This window comes from Streptomyces albus subsp. chlorinus, from assembly GCF_013302895.1.
Lineage (GTDB): Bacteria > Actinomycetota > Actinomycetes > Streptomycetales > Streptomycetaceae > Streptomyces > Streptomyces chlorinus.
This window is the reverse complement of sequence record NZ_VJOK01000001.1, coordinates 4222607-4245904: the sequence shown is the minus strand read 5'-3', so window position 1 is coordinate 4245904 and position 23298 is coordinate 4222607. Positions and strand designations below refer to the sequence as shown.

At 67.4% G+C, this 23298-nt stretch carries 26 protein-coding genes and 1 pseudogene; 5 read left to right on the top strand and 22 right to left on the bottom strand.

Features of this window, described 5'->3' with window-relative positions; genetic code table 11:
* Positions 1 to 24: 24 nt before the first annotated feature.
* From FM076_RS18515 to FM076_RS18455, 13 genes are all read right to left on the bottom strand, one after another.
* The gene (locus FM076_RS18515) at positions 25 to 687 is read right to left on the bottom strand and encodes an NUDIX domain-containing protein (protein ID WP_173872134.1); all 663 of its coding nucleotides are present in this window, start codon (positions 685 to 687) and stop codon (positions 25 to 27) included.
* 140 nt (positions 688 to 827) lie between these two features.
* Positions 828 to 1769: an endonuclease III domain-containing protein gene (locus tag FM076_RS18510; RefSeq protein ID WP_173872132.1), complete on the bottom strand. Its 942-nt coding sequence runs from the start codon at positions 1767 to 1769 to the stop codon at positions 828 to 830.
* Between the two features lie 195 nt (positions 1770 to 1964).
* Positions 1965 to 2204, bottom strand: a complete 240-nt coding sequence (locus tag FM076_RS18505) for a hypothetical protein (RefSeq protein ID WP_173872130.1) — start codon at positions 2202 to 2204, stop codon at positions 1965 to 1967.
* 386 nt (positions 2205 to 2590) lie between these two features.
* A complete protein-coding gene (locus tag FM076_RS18500) occupies positions 2591 to 3385 on the bottom strand; it encodes a helix-turn-helix domain-containing protein (protein ID WP_243274994.1) in 795 nt (264 codons plus the stop codon).
* A 28-nt stretch (positions 3386 to 3413) separates the two neighbouring features.
* A complete protein-coding gene (locus FM076_RS18495) occupies positions 3414 to 3941 on the bottom strand; it encodes a DUF6879 family protein (RefSeq protein ID WP_173874844.1) in 528 nt (175 codons plus the stop codon).
* A complete protein-coding gene (locus FM076_RS18490) occupies positions 3925 to 4104 on the bottom strand; it encodes a hypothetical protein (protein ID WP_428814916.1) in 180 nt (59 codons plus the stop codon). The genes FM076_RS18495 and FM076_RS18490 overlap by 17 nt, the downstream gene beginning before the upstream one ends.
* Positions 4105 to 4282: 178 nt before the next feature.
* The gene (locus FM076_RS18485; protein ID WP_173872125.1) at positions 4283 to 4864 is read right to left on the bottom strand and encodes a hypothetical protein; all 582 of its coding nucleotides are present in this window, start codon (positions 4862 to 4864) and stop codon (positions 4283 to 4285) included.
* Positions 4861 to 5088: a hypothetical protein gene (locus FM076_RS18480; protein ID WP_173872123.1), complete on the bottom strand. Its 228-nt coding sequence runs from the start codon at positions 5086 to 5088 to the stop codon at positions 4861 to 4863. Before FM076_RS18480 ends, FM076_RS18485 begins: the two co-directional genes overlap by 4 nt.
* A gap of 683 nt (positions 5089 to 5771) precedes the next feature.
* The gene (locus tag FM076_RS18475) at positions 5772 to 6239 is read right to left on the bottom strand and encodes a hypothetical protein (protein WP_173872121.1); all 468 of its coding nucleotides are present in this window, start codon (positions 6237 to 6239) and stop codon (positions 5772 to 5774) included.
* Between the two features lie 2 nt (positions 6240 to 6241).
* Positions 6242 to 6493, bottom strand: a complete 252-nt coding sequence (locus FM076_RS18470; RefSeq protein ID WP_173872119.1) for a hypothetical protein — start codon at positions 6491 to 6493, stop codon at positions 6242 to 6244.
* Between the two features lie 8 nt (positions 6494 to 6501).
* Positions 6502 to 6741 (bottom strand): hypothetical protein, encoded by a 240-nt coding sequence (locus FM076_RS18465; protein WP_173872117.1) that lies wholly within the window; start codon positions 6739 to 6741, stop codon positions 6502 to 6504.
* A gap of 363 nt (positions 6742 to 7104) precedes the next feature.
* A complete protein-coding gene (locus FM076_RS18460; protein ID WP_173872115.1) occupies positions 7105 to 7524 on the bottom strand; it encodes a hypothetical protein in 420 nt (139 codons plus the stop codon).
* A 1-nt stretch (position 7525) separates the two neighbouring features.
* Entirely contained in the window at positions 7526 to 7855 is a 330-nt protein-coding gene (locus tag FM076_RS18455) for a hypothetical protein (protein ID WP_173872114.1), read from the bottom strand.
* A gap of 225 nt (positions 7856 to 8080) precedes the next feature.
* Between FM076_RS18455 and FM076_RS18450 the strand changes: the two genes are divergently transcribed.
* Positions 8081 to 8248, top strand: a complete 168-nt coding sequence (locus FM076_RS18450) for a hypothetical protein (RefSeq protein WP_173872112.1) — start codon at positions 8081 to 8083, stop codon at positions 8246 to 8248.
* Positions 8249 to 8854: 606 nt separating this feature from the next.
* Here the strand turns inward: FM076_RS18450 and FM076_RS18445 are convergent.
* The 3 genes and pseudogenes from FM076_RS18445 to FM076_RS18435 form a co-directional block, all read right to left on the bottom strand.
* Positions 8855 to 9259, bottom strand: a complete 405-nt coding sequence (locus FM076_RS18445) for a hypothetical protein (RefSeq protein WP_173872110.1) — start codon at positions 9257 to 9259, stop codon at positions 8855 to 8857.
* Positions 9260 to 9330: 71 nt separating this feature from the next.
* On the bottom strand, positions 9331 to 11118 hold the full coding sequence (locus FM076_RS18440) for a recombinase family protein (protein WP_173872108.1): 1788 nt from the start codon (positions 11116 to 11118) through the stop codon (positions 9331 to 9333).
* Positions 11119 to 11213: 95 nt separating this feature from the next.
* A pseudogene (locus FM076_RS18435) lies at positions 11214 to 12044 on the bottom strand (endonuclease III domain-containing protein); the annotation flags it as partial.
* A gap of 263 nt (positions 12045 to 12307) precedes the next feature.
* Between FM076_RS18435 and FM076_RS18430 the strand changes: the two are divergent.
* Positions 12308 to 12982 carry a Crp/Fnr family transcriptional regulator gene (locus FM076_RS18430; RefSeq protein WP_016473040.1) on the top strand — a complete coding sequence of 225 codons (675 nt, stop codon included), beginning with the start codon at positions 12308 to 12310 and terminating at the stop codon, positions 12980 to 12982.
* A 221-nt stretch (positions 12983 to 13203) separates the two neighbouring features.
* Here FM076_RS18430 and FM076_RS18425 read toward each other — a convergent pair whose 3' ends face one another.
* The 4 genes from FM076_RS18425 to FM076_RS18410 form a co-directional block, all read right to left on the bottom strand.
* A complete protein-coding gene (locus FM076_RS18425; protein WP_173872104.1) occupies positions 13204 to 14034 on the bottom strand; it encodes an MBL fold metallo-hydrolase in 831 nt (276 codons plus the stop codon).
* Positions 14031 to 14843, bottom strand: a complete 813-nt coding sequence (locus FM076_RS18420) for an NUDIX hydrolase (protein WP_173874843.1) — start codon at positions 14841 to 14843, stop codon at positions 14031 to 14033. The genes FM076_RS18425 and FM076_RS18420 overlap by 4 nt, the downstream gene beginning before the upstream one ends.
* A gap of 573 nt (positions 14844 to 15416) precedes the next feature.
* Positions 15417 to 15881 (bottom strand): Atu1372/SO_1960 family protein, encoded by a 465-nt coding sequence (locus FM076_RS18415; RefSeq protein WP_173872103.1) that lies wholly within the window; start codon positions 15879 to 15881, stop codon positions 15417 to 15419.
* Positions 15878 to 16039 (bottom strand): DUF4177 domain-containing protein, encoded by a 162-nt coding sequence (locus FM076_RS18410; protein WP_110629497.1) that lies wholly within the window; start codon positions 16037 to 16039, stop codon positions 15878 to 15880. The genes FM076_RS18415 and FM076_RS18410 overlap by 4 nt, the downstream gene beginning before the upstream one ends.
* 122 nt (positions 16040 to 16161) lie before the next feature.
* Here FM076_RS18410 and FM076_RS18405 point away from each other — a divergent pair, with 122 nt between their 5' ends.
* Together FM076_RS18405 and FM076_RS18400 are read left to right on the top strand one after the other, a co-directional pair.
* A complete protein-coding gene (locus tag FM076_RS18405; RefSeq protein ID WP_173872101.1) occupies positions 16162 to 17169 on the top strand; it encodes an ArsA-related P-loop ATPase in 1008 nt (335 codons plus the stop codon).
* A gap of 107 nt (positions 17170 to 17276) precedes the next feature.
* On the top strand, positions 17277 to 18836 hold the full coding sequence (locus tag FM076_RS18400; protein WP_345945435.1) for an ArsA family ATPase: 1560 nt from the start codon (positions 17277 to 17279) through the stop codon (positions 18834 to 18836).
* 154 nt (positions 18837 to 18990) lie between these two features.
* On the opposite strand, the gene FM076_RS18395 is transcribed toward FM076_RS18400, so the two are convergent.
* Positions 18991 to 19368 carry a WhiB family transcriptional regulator gene (locus FM076_RS18395; RefSeq protein WP_173872099.1) on the bottom strand — a complete coding sequence of 126 codons (378 nt, stop codon included), beginning with the start codon at positions 19366 to 19368 and terminating at the stop codon, positions 18991 to 18993.
* 458 nt (positions 19369 to 19826) lie between these two features.
* Between FM076_RS18395 and FM076_RS18390 the strand changes: the two genes are divergently transcribed.
* Positions 19827 to 22181 carry a transglycosylase domain-containing protein gene (locus tag FM076_RS18390; protein WP_173872097.1) on the top strand — a complete coding sequence of 785 codons (2355 nt, stop codon included), beginning with the start codon at positions 19827 to 19829 and terminating at the stop codon, positions 22179 to 22181.
* Between the two features lie 570 nt (positions 22182 to 22751).
* On the opposite strand, the gene FM076_RS18385 is transcribed toward FM076_RS18390, so the two are convergent.
* The gene (locus FM076_RS18385; protein ID WP_173872095.1) at positions 22752 to 23216 is read right to left on the bottom strand and encodes a GatB/YqeY domain-containing protein; all 465 of its coding nucleotides are present in this window, start codon (positions 23214 to 23216) and stop codon (positions 22752 to 22754) included.
* Positions 23217 to 23298: the final 82 nt, after the last annotated feature.

The window sequence follows — 23298 nt, the reverse complement described above, 5'->3', positions numbered from 1 at the left end:
CCGCACGGGGCGGTCCGCCCCGGGTCACGCGTGCCAGTCGAGCGGAACCCGGCGGTCCCGGTCCCAGGGGCGCTCCCACCCGGCGTAGTGCAGGATCCGGTCGATGAGGCCCGCCGTGAACCCCCACACCAGCGCGGGGCCGACCAGGAAGGCCGGGCCCACGTGCCCGGCGGGGTGGACGGCCATGGCGCGGTTGGCGGGGTCGGTGAAATCGGTGATCGGGACGGTGAAGACCCGGGCCGTCTCGGCCGGGTCGACGGGCGCCACCGGGGTCGGGCGGCGCCACCAGCCCAGCACCGGCGTGACGACGAAGCCGCTGACGGGGATGTAGAGGCTGGGCAGTACGCCGAACACCTGCACGCCCGAGGGGTCGAGGCCCGTCTCCTCCTCCGCCTCGCGCAGCGCGGCCCGCAGCCTGCCGTCCCCCTGCGGATCGCCGTCCTCCGGATCGAGGGAACCGCCCGGGAAAGAGGGTTGCCCGGCGTGTGAGCGCAGGCTGGACGCCCGCTGGATCAGCAGCAGCTCGGGGCCGTCGGCGCCCTCACCGAAGAGCACCAGGACGGCGGAGGGACGTCCTCCGCCGTCGCGCGGCGGCAGGAACCGGCTGAGCTGGCTCGCCTCGACGGTCTCGGCCGCGTCCCGTACGGGCAGCAGCCACTCCGGCAGCCCCCGGTCGCTGACCTCCACGGGGTCGCCGGGACCCGGGCCGGGCGCGGAAGGTGACGAGGACTTGGACGAGGACGGGGAGGAGGAGGTGGACGGGGACGAGGGGGTGGACGGGGACGAGGAAGGGCAGGGGGAGGGAGAGGGGGACCGCCGTGCGCCCGTCACTGGGCGCCCCCGGCCGCCGGCCGGCGGGAGGGCAGCGGCGGCGCGGGCTGCCCCGGGTAGTCGGCCGGGGGCTTGAGGCGCTGGCCCGGCTGACCGCCCATTTCGTACTTGAGCAGCTTCTTCGCCTTCTCCGGGTCGGTCTCGCCCTCGCCGTAGGAGGGACACAGCTCGGCGATGGGGCAGGCGCCGCAGGCGGGCTTGCGGGAGTGGCAGATGCGGCGGCCGTGGAAGATCGTGCGGTGCGAGAACATCGTCCACTCGCTCTCCGGCAGCAGGTCGTCGATCTCCTGCTCGACCTTGACGGCGTCCGTCTGCTCGGTGAGCTTCCAGCGGCGCACCAGCCGCCCGAAGTGGGTGTCCACGGTCAGCCCCGGCACGCCGAAGGGGGTTGACACCTTAGCACCATGGTTCGGGTCCCCCGCTAGGCTCGCGTCGCACGCGCACCCGTTGCCCGTGACCACGAACGCTGTCTTCCGCCCCACCCCTGGAAGTTTCACCAGCTCAGCAAGGGTCTTGGGCACCATCCCGTCATAGTCAGCGACCACGGAAGCGGCAAGCCTGGTGATGCTCCGGGTCTTGGCGCGGAAGAACCCCGTTGGTCTGATCAAGTCCTCAACGTCAGCCGGGTCCGCTCCGGCCAGATCAGCCGGGCGCGGGTACTTCGCGAACAGCCCCGGAGTCACCTGGTTGACCCGTAGGTCTGTCGTCTGTGCGCTGAGCACCGTTGCTACCAACAGTTGCCATGCGTTCACGAAGTCGAGTTCACAGTGCGCGTACGGGTAAACCTCAGCAAGAGCGCGATTGATCTTCCGTGCCCGCCGTACCAGTGCTGTTCGGGTCTCTTCCGCCATAGGGGCCAGCGTACGGGCATAGGAAGCCCCCGCCGCATGCCTTCGGGGGAAGCACACGACGGGGGCTGTACCGACGCGCTGAGCCATGTTTGCCGTCCTCAGCGTGCCGGGGTCACTCGCTGGACAGGCACTCAGCGCACGTCGCGCGACGCTGCCAGTAGTCCACATCTCCGGACGCGCCACAGAGGGGCTTGCCGTCCCGGACCATGTGCACGGTCATCACGTCGTCTCCGACCGTGCCCGGTGCCCACTCACACGTTGTGGGTTGCTGCGTCGTCTCCATCACTGCCACGCTCCCGGTTCCGCCCAGTACGGGCGCGTGATGTGCTCTCGGTATTCCGCATGGTCCGGGTTGGCTTTCAGGTGCTTGGCCGCCCACGCCGTACCGTCCTCGAACTCTTCGGTCTTCTCGCTGGTGTCTCCGCATGACTTGCACTGCATTGCCGACAGAATCGGCTCAGCTTCCGGCCGAAGGTCCGGCCTGATTGCGTGCTCGCGAAATCGGTAGGTTGCGCGAGTCATGCGCTCTCCCTTGCCGCAGCAACCGGCTTTTTGTCGTGGTTCGGGTGTCGCCTGATCAAGACGTTGCAGTCAATGACTCGGCTCAGATTGCCCGCTAGACGGGCTTCGTTCCGTTCTCGCGCCAGCCGGGCGCATTCAGCGCATGCACTCATGAGGCCACCCCCGCAGCGTCGCGCGTCTTTTCCAGCCGCTTAGCCATTTCGCATGACTGCTCTGGAGTGCACATCCGGCATTCCTGCCTGTGCATGACGTACGCTGACTGAAGTTGACTCAGGTCTTGCGGACGGGGGTGATTTGAGACTTCGATACGGGAAGACTCAGCCATTGGGACCTGCCTTGACTTCGACAGTGGGTGTCATCAGCCTATGAGCGGCTGACAGATCCAACTAGCCGTTTTCCTGTTCCCGCAAAAGCTCGTTCCGTAGTTCTTCCAACATTTCTCGCATTTCGTCCCCGTGCAACGCCACAGCGGAGAACCGTTCGAACTTCTCGACGTACTCAGCTACGTCTCTCGGGTCCGTAACTACGATCTCAGCGTGAACAGTCTCGACTGTAACCGTTCGCTCATCCCGCATCACGAAAGCATGATTCGCAATATCGGCCTGTTGCGCCGAGAAAGGCACAACCGCTACGTCTACGTTAGACAGTCGCGACAACGAGATAAGCCGGTCAACTTGCTCCGCCATCCTGCCGGGCGAGACAATGCGCCAGCGCAAGACGTTCTCAGTTATCACGAACTGTTGATCCTTGTTCACGTCGTACAGCACGCGCTGACGCTCTAGCCTTGAACGAGTCGTCTTGTTGAGTACATCGTCCGTGAGACCATGGCGCGACAGAATGGCATGAATGTACTCCGGGGTTTGCAGAAGTCCCGGGATCAGGGCCGGTTGGAACACCTTTAGCCGGGTCATCTGCGCCTCAAGTGCTTTCACCTGTTCTTGCGCCCTGTGCAGCCCCATACGCTGAATAAGACGCCACGCCGTAGCCTCGGTGACCTCAGCCCGTGCCTGATCAAGATATTCTGCCTTCACTTCATCCGAGACACCGATTGCCGTAAGGATGCGCTCAACGTCAGCGGCAGATGGTGAGAGCTTCCCGGTTTCTATCTTGCTGAGCTTGCTTACAGACATGACAGAACTCCGGGCAACAGCTTTGGCCTCTTTCCCAGAAGCCTTCCGCAGTGCCCGGAGTGCTGCGCCTAGCTCTCCCTTATTCACCGCCGTACTTGTCCCACCATTCCGTAAACGGCTGTGCGTGGCTGAGAGCCTTGTCCCTGTGCGCGATGAACTCTGCCGCTCGTTCGTCGGGAAGCACATCAGCCCCGAGGAATTTTCCTGCATCATCGTAGCGCAGTACGCCAGCGGACAAGCTATCGAATAGCCAGAAGTCGTCTACGCCTTCCAGCGGATTAGGTCGCTCTGTGGTGTCGAGAATGAAGAACTCTTCACCCCCGAGCATGTTCGTACGGTAGCCCCACCCCAATTCGAAGCGCAGATACGGAGTCAGCGGACGAGAGAGAATGTGCACACGATAGAGACGCTTTCCCTCATTCACGTACCCGCGAACCTCAGACACCCAATCGGAGTTATAGCCTTCCGGCTTGCTCTCCCCGGCTAGGAATGCCTTGTACGCTTCAACGCTGCCCGACTTGCTGTAGTCGTCCAGCGTTTCGAGCCGGAACGCTTCGCGCTCGAACGAGTCGAAGAGGTCCGACAGCGACCTAGATGACCCCATCAGCAATTGCCTTCTTGATCAGAGACAGGGGAATCTCAACAACCCCCTCATGTGCGGGCAGCGTCAGCCCGTGGTCTTCCGGCCTGTCACCTTGAACCAGAAGCGTCCCCCTGTCCGTGGCGTAGAGGGTCGGGCAGTCCTTCTTGTCGCACTCTTTCGAGATCATCCGAAGCTTCATTGCGCCTCCCATCCTCGGGGATGTTCCCGTTACAGCCTCCCCCGATGCGTGCACGGTGACCAGGGCCAAGATTTGCGAGAACAGGAAACCGGGCAATAGTCATATTTCCTGCTAAAAAGGGAAAAGCCCCGTACCGGCTACTGAGGGGTAGCGGGTACGGGGCTCGTTACACAGCGAGTGCAGCACGGATGCGCTGGGCTCTCGCCTGCCCGATGCGCAATTCCGTCTGGAGTGCACGGAGGGATGCACCCTTGCCGGTTCGGGTGCGCATCTCGGAGTCAACCCGCCGTGCATCCGGCAACAGCGGGTCAGGCTTCACGGCCAGAGTGCGCTTCACCGGAACCTCTGTACGGCTTTCAGCGGGCTTGCGCGGGGCTCTCGGCTCGCTGACTACCTCCGGTGCCTCTTCGGCCTTCTGAGGGGTGTTCACGGGCTTTCCCAGCGCCTTGACGCGCCACAGAACCAGCGGGGCTATCGCGCTGACGACAATGACCAACAGAACAGACATCGGAATGCGGCCGGATGCAACCAGGTGTGCAGCCGCATTCACGAGAACCAGCGCAATCACAACGGCTGGCACATCCCGGTGCACTGCGAATGCGCGGAGTGCGTACACGTCCAGTGCAGCCGGGACGCATCCGGCGAGTACCAGACCGAATCCGGCCGCGCGGGCAAGGTCGTACTCAGCGGATGCAGTACCTACGAGTGCGGCAACCAGTGCAGCCCAACCTAGATAGTCGCGCTTCACTCGGAATCACCAGCCATGTACTCACGCGCGGTACGAGCGTCCATGCCCGCTGCGTAAACGCGCCTCATGGCTTCGCGCGCTGTCAGGCCATTCGCCTTGTGTAGCGGCGGCAATCCGGCATCCCGTCGCGCCTGTGCTTCGGCTGCCTCAATCTGCCTTATGCGCTGACGGGCAGACACCAGGCGCTCAATCAGTGCGCGGTCATTGTCGTCAAGGTAGGTCATTGGGAATCTTCCCTCGGTCACGAGAAAGCCCCTGGCGTCGCACCAGGGGCTAATGAATGGGTATGCGGCTCCGCGCAAATCCTTACGGTTGCGGGGCTAGCGGAAAACCTCCCTGCCGACTGTTTCCGGGGGCGGGTCGGGGTCCCCCGCCACCCCCTACGCGGTCAGAACGCATTACCGCTGTCGTCAGTGGCGCGTGAGTCTCGTTCATTCGAGCCGTCCCGCTGTCACTGTGCACTACGCCTTGTTGGTGCTGCCCTCAGTGCTTGCCATGGGCTTAACGACAGCACAGGCGAAAGCGAAGTGACTGTGAGGAGTGATTGCAGGTCAAGGAATATGCGATATTCCAGCCGGCTCGAACGTGATCTTGCAATAGCGAAGGGCTGTACCGCTGGCAGTTGGCACAGCCCTTATCGCTGTCGTCTTACTCGCTGGCTAGGTACTCCGCTAGCTTCGTGCGTAGCACGTCCAGCGCAACGGTAGGAATATCCGGAGCCCATACCTTCATCGGATGCTGTGAGCCGTCCGGCATTCGCTTGATGTATGTCTCGCGCACCATCGGGGCAGCGCCCGGAACGGGGTACACGACATCAGCGGGGGTGTGGGTATTCGAGTAGGCGGGGGCACCGTTGATGTCACGGGGGGCATAGACGTACAGCCCATCGGGACCGGGGTCTAGTACGTCATTCAGCATCCGGCACCGTCCACTCAGCCGTAAGCGCGTCCTCTAGGTCAGCGGCGTGCATACCGGCAGCCCCGCTAATCGCGCCTTCAAGGTCCAGCCGCATTTCCCGATACGTCAACTCCATGGCAAAGCGGTCTTCCGGGTGCTCACCGTGTAGCCGGAAGTACGCTGCCCGCGCGTGTGCCCGAACGGCATTGCGCTTCGCTCGCTGAATGTGGAAGAGGGCAACAGCCTGAATTACGTCTCCGCCTTCATAGACGACATCAGCGGCAGACTTCGAACCGGCTGCCTGTAGCTCAGCGTCAAGCGCCTGCCACTTCGTAAGGAATTCCTCATCTAGTGCCCGCTGCTTCTCGGCTCGCTCAGCGGCCTTCTGTGCTGCCTTCTCGGCTTCGGCAGTCTCAAGGGCGGCTAGTTCCTGTGCGGCCTTCTCAGCGGCAGCACGGGCCTTCTCAATGGCGTTCATGGTCAGTTCCCTTCCGGCGCGCTGGTGTTCATGCCTAGCTGTTCGGCAGCCGCCTTACCCTGGCGGTAGTAGCCAATCTGAGTGCGCACGCTCGCGCTGATCTCAACGCCCTTGCCGTCAAGCTCAATTGCGTGCTCAAGGCCAGCGTCATAGCGCCACGCGTGGGCAAGGTCGGTCAGGTGCTTAGCCTGACGCTCAGGGGTTCGGTTAATGGGCGGGTTGGTCCACATGGTCAGTCCTTCGAAGTTGGTCACCTACTGGCTTAGTAGGTGATTCGGATGCCGTAGACGACTTGGGGGCGGTGCTTCACTTCCAGTCCCGCAGCGCGCACCAGGCGATTGAACGCGCCAATTGGTATGCCGGATCGATCGTTCATGTGCAGCCACTCACAGACCACAGCGAAGAGGCGCACCAACTCAACCCGTCCGCGCGGGTCGCGCTGAGTGGTTCCGAGGAATGCCGCCGCGAAGTCGTCTATGTACTGCTCATCACTCGCACGCATTGGCGCTCTCCGTGGCTTCCTTGTAAAGCCGGGCAATCTCATTGAGCGTGGCGAAGGACCGTAGGACCGTCTCACGCTCTCTTTCGTCCTTCGGCGTAGGCGTGAATGCCTCAAGCACGCGCACGGCGTGCAATCCCGCGTACGGGTCCATGTGAGTTCTCCTCTGGAAGTAGGGGGGGGGCGGGGACTGCCACTCTCAGCCCCCGCCCCTGGTGCAGCGCTCTACGGGTCCCGCGCATCAATTCGGCCCGTGTCGCTGCGGGGAAATGGTCTATTCGGCCAGCATCAGAAGCACTGCGTACAGCGTGATAGCGGCAGATGACAGCGAGAACAGAAAGAGCGCGTAAGCAGCGTCAATGCGGGTCATAGCGCCTGTCCCTTCTTGCGCTCGTAGTACGCCTTCTGTCGGCAGAGGTTTCCGCAATACTTCGCCACACGGCCCGTGGCAGCGCGCTTAACGGCCTTGCCGCATTGTTCGCAGCAAGCGTCACGACGCTCCGCTAGGTCCATCTCGGCTAGCTCTTGGTCTTCATCCCTGTCATCTTGCTTTTCGCGGCAGATATCGTCAGCGTCTTCGTAGTAGTCACAGAACTTCTGCCGGGGACGCTGGGGGATGAACGACTGTCCGCATAGCCCACAGGCACGCTGACGCTTCTGTGCCTTCTCGGAACGACGCAGCGCTAGGCGGCAGGCATTACCACAGAACCGCTCTCTACGTCCGCTTAGCTCTTCCCCGCACCAGTCGCATTTGCCGCTGAGGTTTCGCCAGTCGTAGTAAGACACGTCAGTTGCCCCCTTCGAAGCGCCATGCGTTCAGGCGGGTAAGTCGGTCAGCGCACACGTCCAGCGCGCACGGAGTACAGAAAGCTTGGTAATCGTCCGGGTCTTCGCTGTAGGGCAGGAATGCGGGACCCTCAACGTCAGCGAGAATGACTAGCTGCCACTCATCAGCGACGGAGCCGCAAGCACAAGTGAACTCGTCAGGCTCACCCTTGTAGTAGCGCACCTTCGAGAGCGCGTTAACTACTGCGTTGGCCTCAGCGGGATAGCGCGACGCAAAGCGGGTTAGCTGTGCATCGCGCTCGGTTAGTCGGTCGTCTAGGTCGTTGCGCATGGAAGTCCCCTGGCAGGTAACAGAAAACCCCCCTATCCGGGGAGCACACGTAACCCCCTGCCAGGGATGGGCTACGAGCGCTACAACCCAGATAGGGGGGTAGCTTGTGTGAGTCGCGCTGAATCCTGGCAGGCGCGCGACGAAGGCGCGTTAACTGCCTTCTCTGTATATCTAGCGAGTCGAACGCTATGCACAACCAGATAAAAGGCCATCTGACCTGCATTGATGCCAGGATTCAGCGATTTTTACTTTGCCAAGTCTTTACTAAATGCTCCGGAATTGCGATTTTTAGCCCTGCTGAACAGCGCCACGGGCAACAATTTGGGCAGCCATCCGGCGAATCTTGCGCCGTTCACGCGCTGCCGCACGCTCTTCGTCGGCGTAGTCGGATGACCGCCAGCGGGAGCACTGGGCTTTGAGTTCGGCTTGCGTCTTCACGTTCCCCCCTGAGCGCCTGTGACGTGTTCGCCGGATGCAGATACCGGGGCTGCCCTGAGAGGCTGTCAGGCAGGCGCTCAGGGCTTCCCGTTGGACAGCGGGACAGGTTGCCGCTCGCTGCCTTCTCTTGAGGCCAAGCGGGTTGAATGCCTGCCTTACGAAACTGGTGATGCCGACCAAGCTTCCCGTTTTCCTTTAGAGTCTCTATGTCTAACCTAGATGCTTAGTCTTCAAGTAGAGAAACATAAGAAAGTAAAGGTCAGGGCTAGTTTTGGGCGTTCTGTTGCCGTCACTCCGGCCGCTCAATCGTCACCACTTCCGCTGTCCGAAATAGCGAAACCCCCATCTGACGGGTTGTCAGATGGGGGGCTCGTGTCACTGGGGCTTACCGGCTCAACGCCTCAACGTCTCCCGTCAGCGTGGCCATGAGCGCTTCTACTCGCTGTAGGCGCTGCCGGAGTAGGACGCTGTCACCTTCGGCCCTGAGTGCCGTTCTGAGTGCGTCCCAGCGTGCCGACAGGGTTTCGTACTCCTGACGCCATGACCAGGCTTCTACGGGGCTCACAGGGCTTCTGCCTCTCCCAGCGATGCCCACAGCGAGATACGCGCTTCCTGCGTCCGTTCGTCCTCTTCGCTGACGTGTTCCAGCACCATCCGCAGCGACTCACGAAGAGAGCCGATAACGGCAGCCATGGCGCGCGTGTCGGTGAAGTCCAGCGCGTCAGCCTTCGCCAGTGCTGCCCGCGCGGTGCTGACAGCGGGACTCTCGGCAGTAGCCGCCCATTCCTGCCCCAGCGCGTCACGGTGAGCGTCGCTGTGGCCTTCCGGCCGGACGCACGGGATACGGTGCCGACCGATGGCGGGTCCGCTCTCCCATCCGGGCTTACGCGTCCCGCACGTCTCGCGAAGTGCCTTGCCGACAGCGCGCGCCGATTCGCAGTACAGGGGTTGGGTGTTGTCTGACATACTTCTCTCTCCTCTTGTTGAGGACACCCGCCCGTCAGCCCCGCCAAGAGTCGGCGGGCGGGTGCCAGGGATTACGCGGCTTCGGATTCGCTTTCGCGCTTCGGCTGGACGAATTCCAGCTCAATCCGCTTTGTCACGTCGTAGCCACCCCGTACGCGGCCCCCGTGGGCATTCGCCGTAGGCTTGACCGTGATCTTTCGCACGAACAGCTCTACGAACTTCCGCTTATCGGCAAGGTCAGCCGTTGCCCACCATGAGTCTTCGCCCAGCGGGTCACCGTTTTCCGATTCCAGCCATGCGGCTAGCGGAAGTTCCACGCTTTCCGGGTCGGCCAGCGACTCTAGGCGCGCTTCGGCTGCACTGATTCTTGCCTCAATGCGCGCCTTTTTCGCAATGAACCGTTCCCGACCAACGGGGCCGGAGTAGAGACCCGCGTCTAGGTCGTCGTACAGGTCTGAGAGCGCGTTTTGGGCGTCAGCCCGTTCCGCCACTACTTCGGTTCGCTCTGCGGCTGTCTCCGGGCGTTCCTGAGCCATGGAGAAAACCCGCGCTGCCTCAGCCACAATGGCCAGAGTTTCCGCGCTTGCGTCGCTGCATGTCGCATCCTGAATGACAGCGAAGATGCGCCGGGCAACGTAGTCATCAAGGTGACTTTGCATGACGCTGTTTTTCGCCTCATGCTCACCCGGCTTCGTCGGCACGTACGTTCCTCGGGTGCAGACGTAAACGGGCTTTGCCCCGCTGTTCTGTGCCTTGTCCGGGCGTCCACACTCACAGGTGAGAATGGCTTTCCGGTCGGCATTCCGAAGGCCACTGAGAAGCGACGTGCCACGGGCCACCCCCTCACCCTGACCACGACCCATGAGCCACGCTTGCAGCTCGTACCATTGCGCTGGCGGGATGATGGGCTCACACATCATGACCGGACGCCCGTCTTCGTCCCGATGAATGCGGTACCCAATCAGGGTGTTGGTCTTGGTCCCGTTGTCCTTGACCTTGTAAATCGGGTCAGCGCGCATGCCCGCAATGGCGGGGTTAAGGAGAATCCATTTCAGGGTCTTGACTCCCCATGCGGAGTTTGCCCTGTCCTTCCCCTTGCGCTGCCCGCGCGTAGGAATGCCCTTCGCTGTCATGTCGTCGCAGATTGCCGACAACGTTCCGGGGTTGCGCTGGCCTTTCCTCTTGCTTACCGGCTGATCCTTGTACTTGAAGATCAGAGCCACGATGCGCCGAAGGTTTGCCGCCTCTTTCTTGCTGTGCACCAGGCGCATTAGGGACAGCTTGCCCTTGAGGTACCGCTCAGCGTCGAAACCGTACGGCGTCTGTCCGCCAAGCCACGAACCCTCAGCGCGTTGTGCGGCCTTTACGTCCCGGACCTTCTTGGACTTGTGCTCTGATTCCTTGTTCACGGCGTCAAGGCGCATGATCAAGTAAATCAAGGCCATGGTGTCGCGCGGGGCAAAGATGCCGTCCATGACGCTGACAATCGTGATTCCGAGTCGGTGAAGCTCACTGACAATCGGGATAGCGTCCATGACTTCGCGCCGGGAAAAGCGGCTCACGTCGTAGACAATGAGCATGTTGAACGCTCCGGAGCGTGCGGCCTTGAGCATGTTCTCAAAGCCTTCACGGTAAGCGTCCGGGTCCCATCCGGAAATGCCGATGTCTTCGAAGTGCCGCAGGAAGCGCGCACCACGGGTCAGGGCTTCGCTCTCGTTGGTGCTGCGCTGAGTGAGGGGTGATGCCTCACTCTTGTCGGTCTTGGCAGACGACTGCCGGACGTAGCCGACTGCTACAGCTTCGATGGCTGGTGCAGGCAGGAAGCTTGCGGGCACGTCAGCCGGGGTGGTGTTGACCACGCCTTGTCTCCTAGGGGTCGTTGCGGACCCCCACGGGTCACGCCTCCCTAGGCGTCAAGCGGGTCGAATGCCGACCGTTGGGCCTAAGTGGCGAACCCGAACGCGTTGCCGAGCACGACGAACGCCGTCTTGCGGCCCACCCCCGGCAGCTTCACCAGGTCCTCCACGGTGTCGGGGACCTTGCCGCCGAAGTCGTCGCGCAGCGCCGCCGACAGCCCCAGCAGCGACTTCGCCTTGGAGCGGAAGAACCCGGTGGGGCGGATCAGCTCCTCCAGCCGCTCCGGATCGGCCGCCGCCATGTCCTCGGGGGTGGGGTACGCGGCGAAGAGAGCGGGGGTCGTCTGGTTGACGCGCAGATCGGTCGTCTGGGCGGAGAGGACCGTCGCGACCAGCAATTCGAACGGGTTCTCGAAATCAAGCTCGGGGTGGGCGTAGTAGTAGACCCGCGCCAGCGCGTCGTTGATCCGCGCCGCCCGCTCCGCCTTCGATTCCCGCGACTCCGGCCTCGTGCCGGACGCCTGCTTGGCGGCGGTCGCCTGCTTGGCCGCCGCACCCTTCTTCCGGTCCGCCGCCTTCTTCGCCGCGGCCTTCTCGGCAGCCGTCTTCTTCGCCGCCGCGGCCTTCTTGGTGGCGGACGACTTGGCGGGGGACGTCCTGGTGGCGGCCCTCTTGGCGGCGGACTTCCCGGGAGACGCCTTCTTGGGAGACGCCTTCTTGGCGGCGGTCTTCTTCGCGGGGGCCGTGGCGGTGTCCTCCGCGGGAGCCTTGGCGGACTTCTCCGCGGGGACCTTGGCGGTTCCCTCCGCCTTCCCCGTCTTCTCCTTCTCCCCCTGCTCCGCCTTACCCGATTTCTCCGCGGACCTCGCCGCGGCGGCCCCCCGCGCCGTCCGGCCCGCCGTCCCCTTGGCCGCCTCGTGTTCGCTCACAGCGGAATCCTCCGTCGCCGTCACCCGCCCAGCCCCTCTCTGTCCGTGTGCTTGCCGGGGCAGTGGACACCCGGCCAGCGTAAGGGCGCCCGCCGACATTCGTGGCTCACACAGCCGATCCGCGGCCCTAGCGCGCCCCGCGTTGGGGCTCACGGCATGAGTGCGTCAAACTTGGACTGATTGCTGTGACTGATCGCATGGTTTCACCGTCCGGCATCATGGGTTCGACGGACCCCATGGGCAGGTCGACAAGGAGAGAACTCGTGGACGACGTTCTGCGGCGCGCCCCGCTCTTCGCGGCGCTCGATGAGGAGCAGGCCGCTGAGCTGCGCGCCTCCATGACGGAGACGACGCTGGCTCGCGGTGAGGCCCTCTTCCACGAGGGTGACCCGGGCGACCGCCTGTATGTGGTGACCGAGGGCAAGGTGAAGCTGCACCGCACCTCGCCGGACGGCCGGGAGAACATGCTCGCGGTGCTGGGCCCCGGCGAGCTGATCGGCGAGCTGTCCCTGTTCGACCCGGGTCCGCGGACGGCCACGGCCTCCGCGCTGACGGAGGTCAAGCTGCTCGGCCTGGGCCACGGCGACCTCCAGCCCTGGCTGAACGCCCGCCCCGAGGTCGCCTCGGCACTGCTGCGGGCGATCGCGCGCCGACTGCGCCGTACCAACGACTCCATGTCCGACCTGGTCTTCTCCGACGTGCCCGGCCGGGTGGCCAAGCAGCTGCTGGACCTGTCGCGACGCTTCGGCGTGCAGTCCGAGGAAGGCATCCACGTGGTGCACGACCTCACGCAGGAGGAGCTGGCCCAGCTGGTGGGCGCCTCCCGCGAGACGGTCAACAAGGCGCTCGCCGACTTCGCGGGCCGCGGCTGGCTTCGGCTGGAGGCCCGCGCGGTGATCCTGCTGGACATCGAGCGGCTGGCCAAGCGCTCGCGCTGACCCGCACGGGGCGCTCGCGTGCCGCACGGGGCCTCGCCGGGCCGGCTCGCACCGACCCGCACGGGACCGCACCAGACCGCGCACCAGGCCGCACAGACCTCACCGGACCACCAAGGCCGCCAAGACCCCCAGGCCGCCAAGGCCGCCAAAGCCGCCAAAGCCCGCCGGTAAGGGGCGCTCTCCATGGAAGGGCGCCCCTTACACGTGTCCGTACGCGGGCCTCAGAGCAGCCCGTGCTCGTCCAGGTACTCCAGCTGGGCCCGCACCGACAGCTCCGCGGCGGGCCACAGCGACCTGTCCACGTCCGCGTAGACGTGCGCCACCACCTCGGACGCCGTGCGGTGCCCCTCCTCGACTGCCGTCTCCACCTGGGCGAGCCGCTTGGCGCGGTGGGCGAGGTAGTAGTCGATGGCGCCCTGCGCGTCGGACAGCACCGGTCCGTGGCCCGGCAGCACGCTGGTGACGCCGTCGTCCACCGTCAGGGAGCGCAGGGCGCGCAGCGAGTCGAGGTAGTCACCGAGCCTGCCGTCCGGATGCGCGACCACCGTGGTACCGCGTCCGAGCACCGTGTCACCGGTGAGGACGGCCGCGTCCGCCGGGAGGTGGAAGGAGAGCGAGTCCGCGGTGTGCCCCGGGGTGGGGACGACGCGCAGTTCCAGGCCGCCCGTGGTGACCACGTCCCCGGCGCCGAGCCCCTCCTCCCCCAGCCGCAGCGCGGGATCGAGCGCGCGTACGGGCGAGCCGGTCAGCTCCGCGAAGCGTGCGGCGCCCTCCGCGTGGTCGGGATGGCCGTGGGTGAGCAGGGTGAGCGCGACGCGCTTGCCCAGCCGTTCGGCGGTGGCGGTCACGTTCCGCAGATGGGCCTCGTCCAGCGGCCCGGGGTCGATGACGACGGCCGCCTCGGCGTCGGGCTCCGCGACGATCCAGGTGTTGGTGCCGTCCAGCGTCATGGGTGAGGGGTTGGGTGCCAGCACGCAGTGGGCGCGCGGGGTGGCCCGGCCGCCGATGGCGCCACCGCGTGGCTGGCCGGGGAGTGCTGCGGCGTCGGTCATGCGGGATCGATCCTCTTGGTGAACTCGTCGTGTCCTGGCCAGCTGAGCACGATCTCACCGTCCACCAGCCGGGCCCGGGCCAGCACCGGCGTCAGGTCGCGCTCCGCCGCCCCGGCCAGCACGTCCGCCACCGACCCGTAGGGCGCGAGCTGGCGCAGGGTGGCGATGGTGGGCGGCATCATCAGCAGTTCGCCCTTGTCGTAGCCGGCGGCGGCCTCCTCGGGCCGCACCCACACGGTGCGGTCGGCCTCGGTGGAGGCGTTGCGGGTGCGCTGCCCCTCGGGGAGGGCGGCGGCGAAGAAGTACGTGTCGTAGCGCCGGGTCTCGAACTCCGGGGTGATCCAGCGGGCCCAGGCCCCCAGCAGGTCGCCACGGAGGACGAGCCCTCTGCGGTCGAGGAAGTCGGCGAAGGACAGGTCGCGGGCGACCAGCGCCGCGCGGTCCGCCTCCCAGTCCTCCCCGGTGGTGTCGGCGGCGACGGTGTGCGCGTCGGGGCCTGCCAGCAGGACGCCGGACTCCTCGAAGGTCTCCCGGACGGCGGCGCACACGATCGCCCGCGAGGTCGCCTCGTCGGTCCCCAGCCGCTCGGCCCACTCGGTCCAGGTCGGGCCGGCGCTGTCGGTTCCGCGCGCGTCGCGCGGATCGACGGAGCCGCCGGGGTAGGCGTACGCGCCGCCCGCGAACGCCATCGAGGCGCGGCGGCGCAGCATGTGGACGGCGGGCCCGCGTGCGGTGTCACGGAGGAGCATGACGGTGGCGGCCCGGCGCGGGGTCACCGGTTCCAGCTCCCCTGCGGCCAGGGCCCGGATCCGCTCCGGCCACTCTGCGGGGTACCACTGGCCGTTCCCGGCGGGCGGGCCGGAAGCCGTGGCCGGGACGGCGGTGTCCGAGGGGACGGCCCCCTGGTCCGCTGAGCCGACGGGGCCGGGTGAGCCGACGGGGCCGGGTGAGCCGACGGGGCCGGGTGAGCCGACGGGGCCGGGTGAGCCGACGGGGCCGGGTGGGACGGCGGGTCCGGGTGAGGTGGCCGGCTCGGTGGCGCCTGGTGGGGCAGCGGGTCCGGGTGAGGCGGCGGCGTCGGGCGGGGTGGGCCTGGCCGGGTGGTCGGACGAGGAGGGCATGGCCGGATGCTACGGCCCGCCGCCCCGATGTTCGAGAGCGGCGGACCCCAGCCCTCCGGCCCAGCACCTGGTCCGTCCCCGGAGGGGCGTTGGGCCGGAGGCGGTTCGGCCCGGAAGGGGGTTCGGCCCGGAAGGGTTGGGGCCCGGAAGGGTTGGAGCCCGAGCCCCATCCGGACCACGTACGCGAGAGCCGACCATCCGGACCACGTACGCGGGAGCCCCGCACGGTCCACGTGCCGCCCTCAGGGCGGCGGTGGCCGCTCAGTCGGCCAGTTCCACCTGGATCTCGACCTCGACGGGCGCGTCCATCGGCAGCACGGCGACGCCGACCGCGCTGCGCGCGTGCACGCCCTTGTCACCCAGCACCTCGCCGAGCAGTTCGCTGGCGCCGTTGATGACGCCCGGCTGGCCGGTGAAGTCGGGTGCCGAGGCGACGAACCCGGTGACCTTGACGACACGCGCGACGCGGTCGAGGTCCCCGGCGACGGACTTCACGGCGGCCAGCGCGTTCAGCGCGCACGTACGGGCCAGGTCCTTCGCCTCCTCGGGCGTAACCTCCGCGCCGACCTTCCCGGTCGTCGGCAGCGTGCCCGCCACCAGCGGCACCTGGCCCGCGGTGTAGACGTGGTTCCCGCTGCGCAGCGCCGGGACGTACGCCCCGGCGGGGGTGGCGACCTCGGGCAGGGTCAGCCCGAGCTGCGCGAGCCTGTCCTCGACCGCGCTCACGCCTGCTTCTCCCGCTTCAGGTAGGCCACGAGCTGCTCGGGGTTGTTCGGTCCGGGCACGACCTGGACGAGTTCCCAGCCGTCCTCGCCCCAGGTGTCCAGAATCTGCTTGGTCGCGTGCACGAGGAGCGGCACGGTCGCGTATTCCCACTTCTTCATGGGGAGACCCTAACGAACGGCACCGCGCGCGCCGACGCCGAGAACGCCGGCCAGGCGCCCCGGAACCGGCTGTTCCCGGCCGGGTCTCGCCGGGCACCGGGCGACGAATTAGGCTCCCAGCCGTGAGCAGGCTTCACGTAGTGACCGGCAAGGGCGGCACCGGTAAGACGACGGTTGCCGCCGCGCTCGCGCTGGCGCTGGCGGCCGACGGGCGGCGCACGCTCCTCGTCGAGGTGGAGGGCCGCCAGGGCATCGCCCAACTCTTCGAGACGGAGCCGCTGCCCTACGAGGAACGCAAGATCGCCGTCTCGCACGGCAACGGCGAGGTGTACGCGCTCGCCATCGACGCCGAGCGGGCGCTGCTCGACTACCTCCAGATGTTCTACAAGCTCGGCAGCGCGGGCCGCGCCCTCAAGCGCCTGGGCGCCATCGACTTCGCGACGACCATCGCGCCGGGGCTGCGTGATGTGCTGCTGACCGGCAAGGCGTGCGAGGCGGTACGCCGCCGGGACAAGCGGCAGCGCCCCGTCTACGACGCGGTCGTGATGGACGCTCCGCCCACGGGCCGGATCACCCGCTTCCTCGGCGTCAACGAGGAGGTCGCCGGTCTCGCCAAGGTCGGCCCGGTGCACAACCAGGCCCAGGCCGTGATGCGCGTCCTCAAGTCGCCGGAGACGGCCGTGCACCTGGTGACGCTGCTGGAGGAGATGCCCGTCCAGGAGACCGTGGACGGCATCGCGGAGCTGCGGGCCGCCGGGCTTCCGGCCACCTCCGTGGTGGTGAACATGGTGCGCCCCGCGCTCCTGGACGAGGAGCAGCTGCTGCGCGCCGGGCGGCGCACGGACGACCTCGCGCGCTCCTTCGCACGCGCCGGGCTCGGGGGCGCGCGGCGCGGAGGGCACGCCGAACGTCTCGTCGCCCCCCTGCTCGAACAGGGCAGGGAGCACGCCGAGCGCGTGGCGCTGGAGCGCGGACTGCGCGCCGAGTTGCACACACAGGGGCTGCCGGTACGGGAACTCGGCCTGCTCGGCGAGGGGGTCGAGCTACCCGGCCTGTACGGGCTCGCCAGTCGGCTGCGCCGCCAGTGGCGGACCGCGCCGGGCGCCGGAACGGACGGGACGCAGGCGTGACGGCAGGAGAAGGAGACACCGACGTGGACACCGCTGTGGACACCGACGTGGAGACCGGTGCGGACGCCGGCGCCGTGACCGGTGCGGCGACCGGCGCCGAGACCGCTGTGGACACCGACGCCGAGTCCGGTGCGGCGACCGGCACGCTGGAGATCGATCCCCTGCTCGACGATCCGGCGACGCGGATCGTCGTCTGCTGCGGCTCCGGCGGTGTCGGCAAGACCACCACGGCGGCCGCCCTCGGTCTGCGCGCCGCCGAGCGCGGCCGCCGCACCGTCGTCCTGACCATCGACCCCGCGCGGCGCCTCGCGCAGTCCATGGGGCTGACGGAGCTGGACAACACCCCCCGCCGGGTGCCGGGCACCGACACCTCGGCGGGCGGCGAGCTGCACGCGATGATGCTCGACATGAAGCGGACGTTCGACGAGATCGTCGAGACGCACGCCGACCCCGAGCGGGCCAGGGCGATCCTGGAGAACCCGTTCTACCAGTCCCTGTCCGCCGGTTTCGCCGGTACGCAGGAGTACATGGCGATGGAGAAGCTCGGCCAGTTGCGCGCCGGCGACGCGTGGGACCTCATCGTCGTGGACACGCCGCCCTCGCGCTCCGCGCTGGACTTCCTGGACGCACCCAAGCGACTCGGATCGTTCCTCGACGGGAAGTTCATCAAGCTGATGACGGCGCCGGCCAGGGTCGGCGGCCGGGCCGGGATGAAGGTCGTCAACCTCGGCATGGCGGGCCTGTCGATGTTCACCGGTGCCCTCAACAAGCTGCTGGGCGCCGGACTGCTGCGGGACGTGCAGACCTTCATCGCCGCCATGGACACGATGTTCGGCGGCTTCCGTACCCGTGCCGACGCCACCTACCGGCTGCTCCAGGCGCCGGGGACCGCCTTCCTCGTCGTCGCGGCACCCGAGCGGGACGCGCTGCGGGAGGCCGCGTACTTCGTGGAGCGGCTGGCGGCCGACCGGATGCCGCTGGCCGGTCTGGTGCTCAACCGGATGCACGGCAGTGACGCGGCCGTGCTGAGCGCCGAACGGGCGCTCGCCGCAGCCGAAAATCTTGAGGACGGCGGCATTGTGGATCACCGCTCCGGGAAGAGTGTGGAGCGGAGTACCCCAGCGGCCGGTCCCGTGGCCTCCGAGGACGGCTCCCCCTCCTCGGATCCCGCGGTCCCACCGGCTTCCACGGACTCCAGGAACTCCTCGGGCTCGGCGGAAAAGGCCGGCGCCGTCCGGCCCGCCACCACACGCGGGGGGAGCCGGACAGCAACGCGAACGGTCCCTGACGCGCGGTCGGGTGCGGAGGCACACCCGGCCGCCGAGGCGGACGCGTCCCCCAGGGACGCGTCCGCCAATACCGACCCGTCGGTACGCGACGCCGACCCCGCCCCCGGCGGCGGCCTCCACGACGCCCCCGGCGACGGCGAACTCGACGTCCTGGCGGCGGGGCTGCTGCGCCTGCACGCGGAACGCATGCGCGTGATGGCACGCGAGAGGCGTACGCGGGAACGCTTCACCACGCTGCACCCGGACGTGCCCCTCGCCGAGGTCGCGGCGCTCCCGGGCGACGTGCACGACCTGGACGGCCTGCGCACCATCGGCGAGCGCCTCGCCCACCAGCGCACGCACCGGGCGCGCACGCCGGACACCACCGGAACGGACTGACCCGTTCCGGCCCCCGCGCGCTCACGAGCCGCCCCGGCACACCCGGTCCGGACCCCCGGCTCCGGTACGGCTCCAGGATGTCAGGGGTGCCAGGGCTGGACATGACGACTGCGGGGCGACGTGACGGCTGCAGGACCGTTCCGCCTCGCAGGGGTCACCCCACCGCGGCGTACCGCTCCTCGCGCTCGTCCTCGTACGCGGCCCCGTGCTCGTTGCCGTCCAGTTCCACATCGACCGGCAGCACCATGCCGCTGCTGCGTTCGTACTCCGAACGCGCGGTCTCCAGCAGGCGACGCCACGAGGTGACCGTGGGGCGGCGGCGCAGCAGCGCCCTCCGCTCACGCTCGGTCATCCCGCCCCAGACCCCGAACTCCACGCGGTTGTCCAGGGCGTCGGCGAGACACTCCGTACGGACCGGGCAGCCCGTGCACACGGCCTTCGCGCGGTTCTGCGCGGCTCCCTGCACGAACAGTTCGTCCGGATCCGTAGAGCGGCATGCCGCCTGCGCACTCCAGTCAGTAACCCAGCTCATTGCCGGTGCCGTCCTCTCCCGAATCGAGGCTCCCCCACGGCGGCGAACGGCATATTCACCGTTGCCAGTTGAGGACGTTACGGAAGAGCGGACAGGGCGCAACACCCCCTTCGGGCCCAATCTTGCATGGCCCGAACGGACTATGCGTGCGCAGGACATCACCCACCGGAGTGACCTGGGCCCACCGCGGACGACAGCGGAGAAGGGGCACCGTCCAAGCCCCGGAGGAATCCCACGGGACGTGGAGGAAGAGAAGGGAGCGGGGAGCGGGGCGCCTGAAGAAGGAGAAGAGGGCGAGGAGAGGGGAGGGGAGGGGAGGTGAGAAGAGATGAGAGGAGGTGAGAGGAGGTGCCAGAGTGACGAGGGCTTCAGCTTAGGGGACCTGGCGCCGCACTGTCCGGCGTTTGCCATGTCTCCCCGGGACCGGTGCGGGGCCTACCCGTCGTAGGCTCTTACCCATGGCTAAGGAGCGCGCGGGCCGCGGAGTCAGCAGGCCCCAGCAGATCGCCAAGTTCGTCGGCGTCAGTGTGCTGGCGGGGACGGTGATGGCCGGGCTCGCGCTGCCCGCCGTCGGGACGCTGGGCCTGGCGGCGAAGGGCACCGTGGAGGGCTTCGACGAGCTGCCGGTCAATCTGAAGCGGCCACCGCTCAGTCAGCGGACGACGATCCTGGACAACGAGGGCGGCGAGATCGCCAAGGTCTACTCGCGGGACCGTACGGTCGTCGACCTCAAGGACATCTCGCCCCATATGCGCAGGGCGATCGTCGCCATCGAGGACGCGCGCTTCTACAAGCACGGTGCCGTGGACCTCAAGGGCGTCCTGCGGGCGCTGAACCGCAACGCCCGTTCGGGCCAGGTCTCCCAGGGCGCCTCCACACTCACCCAGCAGTACGTCAAGAACGTCTTCGTGGAGGAGGCGGGCAACGACCCGGAGAAGGTCGCCCTGGCCACCCAGCAGACGATCGGGCGGAAGATCAAGGAACTGAAGTACGCCATCCAGGTCGAGGAAGAGCTGGGCAAGAAGAAGATCCTGGAGAACTACCTCAACATCACCTTCTTCGGGCAGCAGGCGTACGGCGTCGAGGCGGCCTCCCAGCGCTACTTCTCCAAGTCCGCCAAGGACCTCGACCTGGAGGAGGCGGCGCTGCTCGCGGGCATCGTCCAGTCGCCGACGCGCTACGACCCGCTGCTCAACAAGGAGGAGGCGACCAAGCGGCGCAACGTCGTACTGGACCGGATGGCCGTCCACCACGACATCACCCGCGCGCAGGCCCGCGAGGCCAAGAAGAAGCCGCTCGGTCTCGACGTCAGCCGCCCCAAGAACGGCTGCATCACCGCGACGACCGGCGCCGGCTTCTTCTGCGACTACGTGCGCCAGGTCTTCCTCACCGACCCGGCCTTCGGGAAGACCCGCAAGGAACGCGCCAAGCGGTGGAACCGCGGCGGCCTCACGATCAGGACGACGCTCGATCCGAAGGCGCAGCGGTCGGTCCAGAACTCCATCCGGTCCCATGTGAACAAGTCGGACAAGGTCGCGACCGCCACGGCGATCGTCGAACCTGGCACCGGCAAGATCCTGGGCATGGGCCAGTCGCGGCCGTACGGCTTCGGCGAGAACGAGACGCAGATAAACCTCTCGGTGGACAGGGACATGGGCGGCGGCGCCGGCTACCAGCCGGGCTCCACGTTCAAACCCGTCATCGCCGCCGCCGCGCTCGACAGGGGCGTCACCCCCTACCGGTCCTACCCCTCGCCCTACCGCATGCAGTACCCCTCGCCCGTCGACAAGTGCAAGGGCACATGGCGCGGAAAGGCCCCGGTGGAGAACGAGAACCCCACCGAAGTGGGCCCCTACCGGATGAAGGAGGCGATCGCCAAGTCGGTCAACACCTACTTCGTCTCCCTGATAGGGGACACCGGCATCTGCCCGGTGACCGAGATGGCCAAGAAGATGGGCGTCGAGCGGGCCGACGGGAAGAAGATCGACCAGGTCCCGTCGATCTCCCTCGGCACCCAGGAGATGTCGCCGCTGACGATGGCCGAGGGGTACGCCACCTTCGCCAACCGCGGCGTGCACTGCACCTCCGTCGCCATCGCGTCGATCACCGACGCGCAGGGCAAGAAGCTGGACGTGCCCAGGACGAAGTGCCGGCGCGCGATGAAGACCAAGACGGCCGACACCGTCAACGCGCTGCTGCGCGGCGTGGTCGAGGACGGCACCGGCAAGAAGGCGGGCCTGAGCGGACGCGACAGCGCGGGCAAGACGGGTACGACGGACCAGCGGTACGCCGCCTGGTTCGTCGGCTACACCCCGAACATGTCCGGCGCCGTGTGGGTCGGCGACCCCGCGCACCGCACCCGGATGATCAACATCTCCATCGGCGGCCGCACCTACGACAAGGTCTTCGGCGGCGAGGTGCCCGGCCCCATCTGGCGGGACGCCATGGCGGGCGCGCTGTCGGGCGAGCCGGCCCCCGACTTCCACCACGTGCCGATCCGCGGCGACAAGAAGCCCCAGGCCCCGTCGCACAAGCCGCCCACCCAGCCGGACAACGACGCGGGCGACGTCGGCGACCACCGCACCAACGACCCCTGGCCCGACGTCACCGTACCGCCGGACCTGATCGGCGGCGGGGACAACGGCGGCGGCCTCGGAGGCGGTAACGGCGGCATCGGAGGCATCGGAGGCGGTGACGGTGGCGGCGGCATCGGCGGCGGCGGCTGGCCCGGCGGGAACGGCAACGGGGGTGGAAACGGCAACGGGAACGGCGGCGGAGGCTGGGATGACGGCGGCGGAGGCGGCTGGCCGTAACCCCCTTCCGTCGAGACGTCAGGCGTGGCACGGCTCGTCATGGTTCGTCACGGCAAGTCACGTCATGTCACGGCTCGGCATGCGTGACACGGCAGGACCGGGACAGCGGCCTCGGGTGAGGCGTACGGACGCATGAAGGGGCGCCCTCCCGATCGGGAGGGCGCCCCTTCATGCGTCGCTCACCAGAACTGTTGCCTCACGGGAGGCCCGCCGAGAGGTCCGGCCGCGCCGGGCGGCAGCCTTGCGGGGTCCCGGTCCCGCCGGGCCCCTGCCTCGCGGAGGCACCAGTTTCGCGGAGGCACAGTTTCGCGGAGGCTCGACCCCATCGGATACTGAGGCTCGACCCCATCGGATACTCCGGCCTCGCCGGGGCTCCTGTCTCCTCGGAGATGCCGCCTCCTTGGAGACGCGGCTTCCTTGGAGACGCGGCTTCCTTGGAGACGCCGTCACTTGGGGACGCCGTCCCCGGGAGTCCCAGCCTCGCGGGAGGCTGCGGCCTTGCCGGAGGCTCCGACGTCGCCGGAGGCTGCGACCCCGTCCGGCTCGTCGACCGGGGAGCCGCCCCGGAAGCTATCCCGCCAGCCGCTTCTTGACGGCCGCCGCGACCCGGCCGCCCTCGGCGCGGCCCGCGACCTTCGGGTTCACGATCTTCATGACGGCACCCATCGCACGGGGCCCCTCGGCGCCGCCCGCGCGGGCCTCCTCGACGGCCTCGGCCACCAGGGCGTCCAGCTCCTCGTCGGTCAGCTGCTTGGGCAGGTAGTCCGCCAGGACCTCGCCCTCGGCCCGCTCCCGCTCGGCCTGCTCCGCACGACCCCCGCTCGCGAACGCCTCCGCCGCCTCGCGCCGCTTCTTCGCCTCGCGGGCGATGACCTTCTGCACCTCGTCGTCGGACAGCTCGCGCGCGGTGGTGCCCGCGACCTCCTCCTTCGTGATCGCGGCCAGGGTCATCCGGAGAGTGGCGGAACGCAGCTCGTCGCGCTCCTTGATCGCTGCGGTGAGGTCGTCCTGCAGCCGGGACTTGAGCGTGGTCATGAGGTCAGTGTGCCAGGCGTCACCGCCGCGGCGCCCGCGATATCCGTCCCGGGGACCGGACCAAGATCGTCGGAGGGCTCCG

Coding starts and splice junctions, on each gene's coding strand:
- FM076_RS18510 (WP_173872132.1), bottom strand. CDS start 1,769: ATGGCTCAGCGCGTCGGTACAGCCCCCGTCGTGTGCTTCCCCCGAAGG.
- FM076_RS18505 (WP_173872130.1), bottom strand. CDS start 2,204: ATGACTCGCGCAACCTACCGATTTCGCGAGCACGCAATCAGGCCGGAC.
- FM076_RS18490 (WP_428814916.1), bottom strand. CDS start 4,104: ATGATCTCGAAAGAGTGCGACAAGAAGGACTGCCCGACCCTCTACGCC.
- FM076_RS18480 (WP_173872123.1), bottom strand. CDS start 5,088: ATGACCTACCTTGACGACAATGACCGCGCACTGATTGAGCGCCTGGTG.
- FM076_RS18475 (WP_173872121.1), bottom strand. CDS start 6,239: ATGAACGCCATTGAGAAGGCCCGTGCTGCCGCTGAGAAGGCCGCACAG.
- FM076_RS18465 (WP_173872117.1), bottom strand. CDS start 6,741: ATGCGTGCGAGTGATGAGCAGTACATAGACGACTTCGCGGCGGCATTC.
- FM076_RS18455 (WP_173872114.1), bottom strand. CDS start 7,855: ATGCGCAACGACCTAGACGACCGACTAACCGAGCGCGATGCACAGCTA.
- FM076_RS18450 (WP_173872112.1), top strand. CDS start 8,081: ATGCCAGGATTCAGCGATTTTTACTTTGCCAAGTCTTTACTAAATGCT.
- FM076_RS18445 (WP_173872110.1), bottom strand. CDS start 9,259: ATGTCAGACAACACCCAACCCCTGTACTGCGAATCGGCGCGCGCTGTC.
- FM076_RS18425 (WP_173872104.1), bottom strand. CDS start 14,034: ATGACCGACGCCGCAGCACTCCCCGGCCAGCCACGCGGTGGCGCCATC.
- FM076_RS18410 (WP_110629497.1), bottom strand. CDS start 16,039: ATGAAGAAGTGGGAATACGCGACCGTGCCGCTCCTCGTGCACGCGACC.
- FM076_RS18395 (WP_173872099.1), bottom strand. CDS start 19,368: ATGAGCTGGGTTACTGACTGGAGTGCGCAGGCGGCATGCCGCTCTACG.
- FM076_RS18390 (WP_173872097.1), top strand. CDS start 19,827: ATGGCTAAGGAGCGCGCGGGCCGCGGAGTCAGCAGGCCCCAGCAGATC.
- FM076_RS18385 (WP_173872095.1), bottom strand. CDS start 23,216: ATGACCACGCTCAAGTCCCGGCTGCAGGACGACCTCACCGCAGCGATC.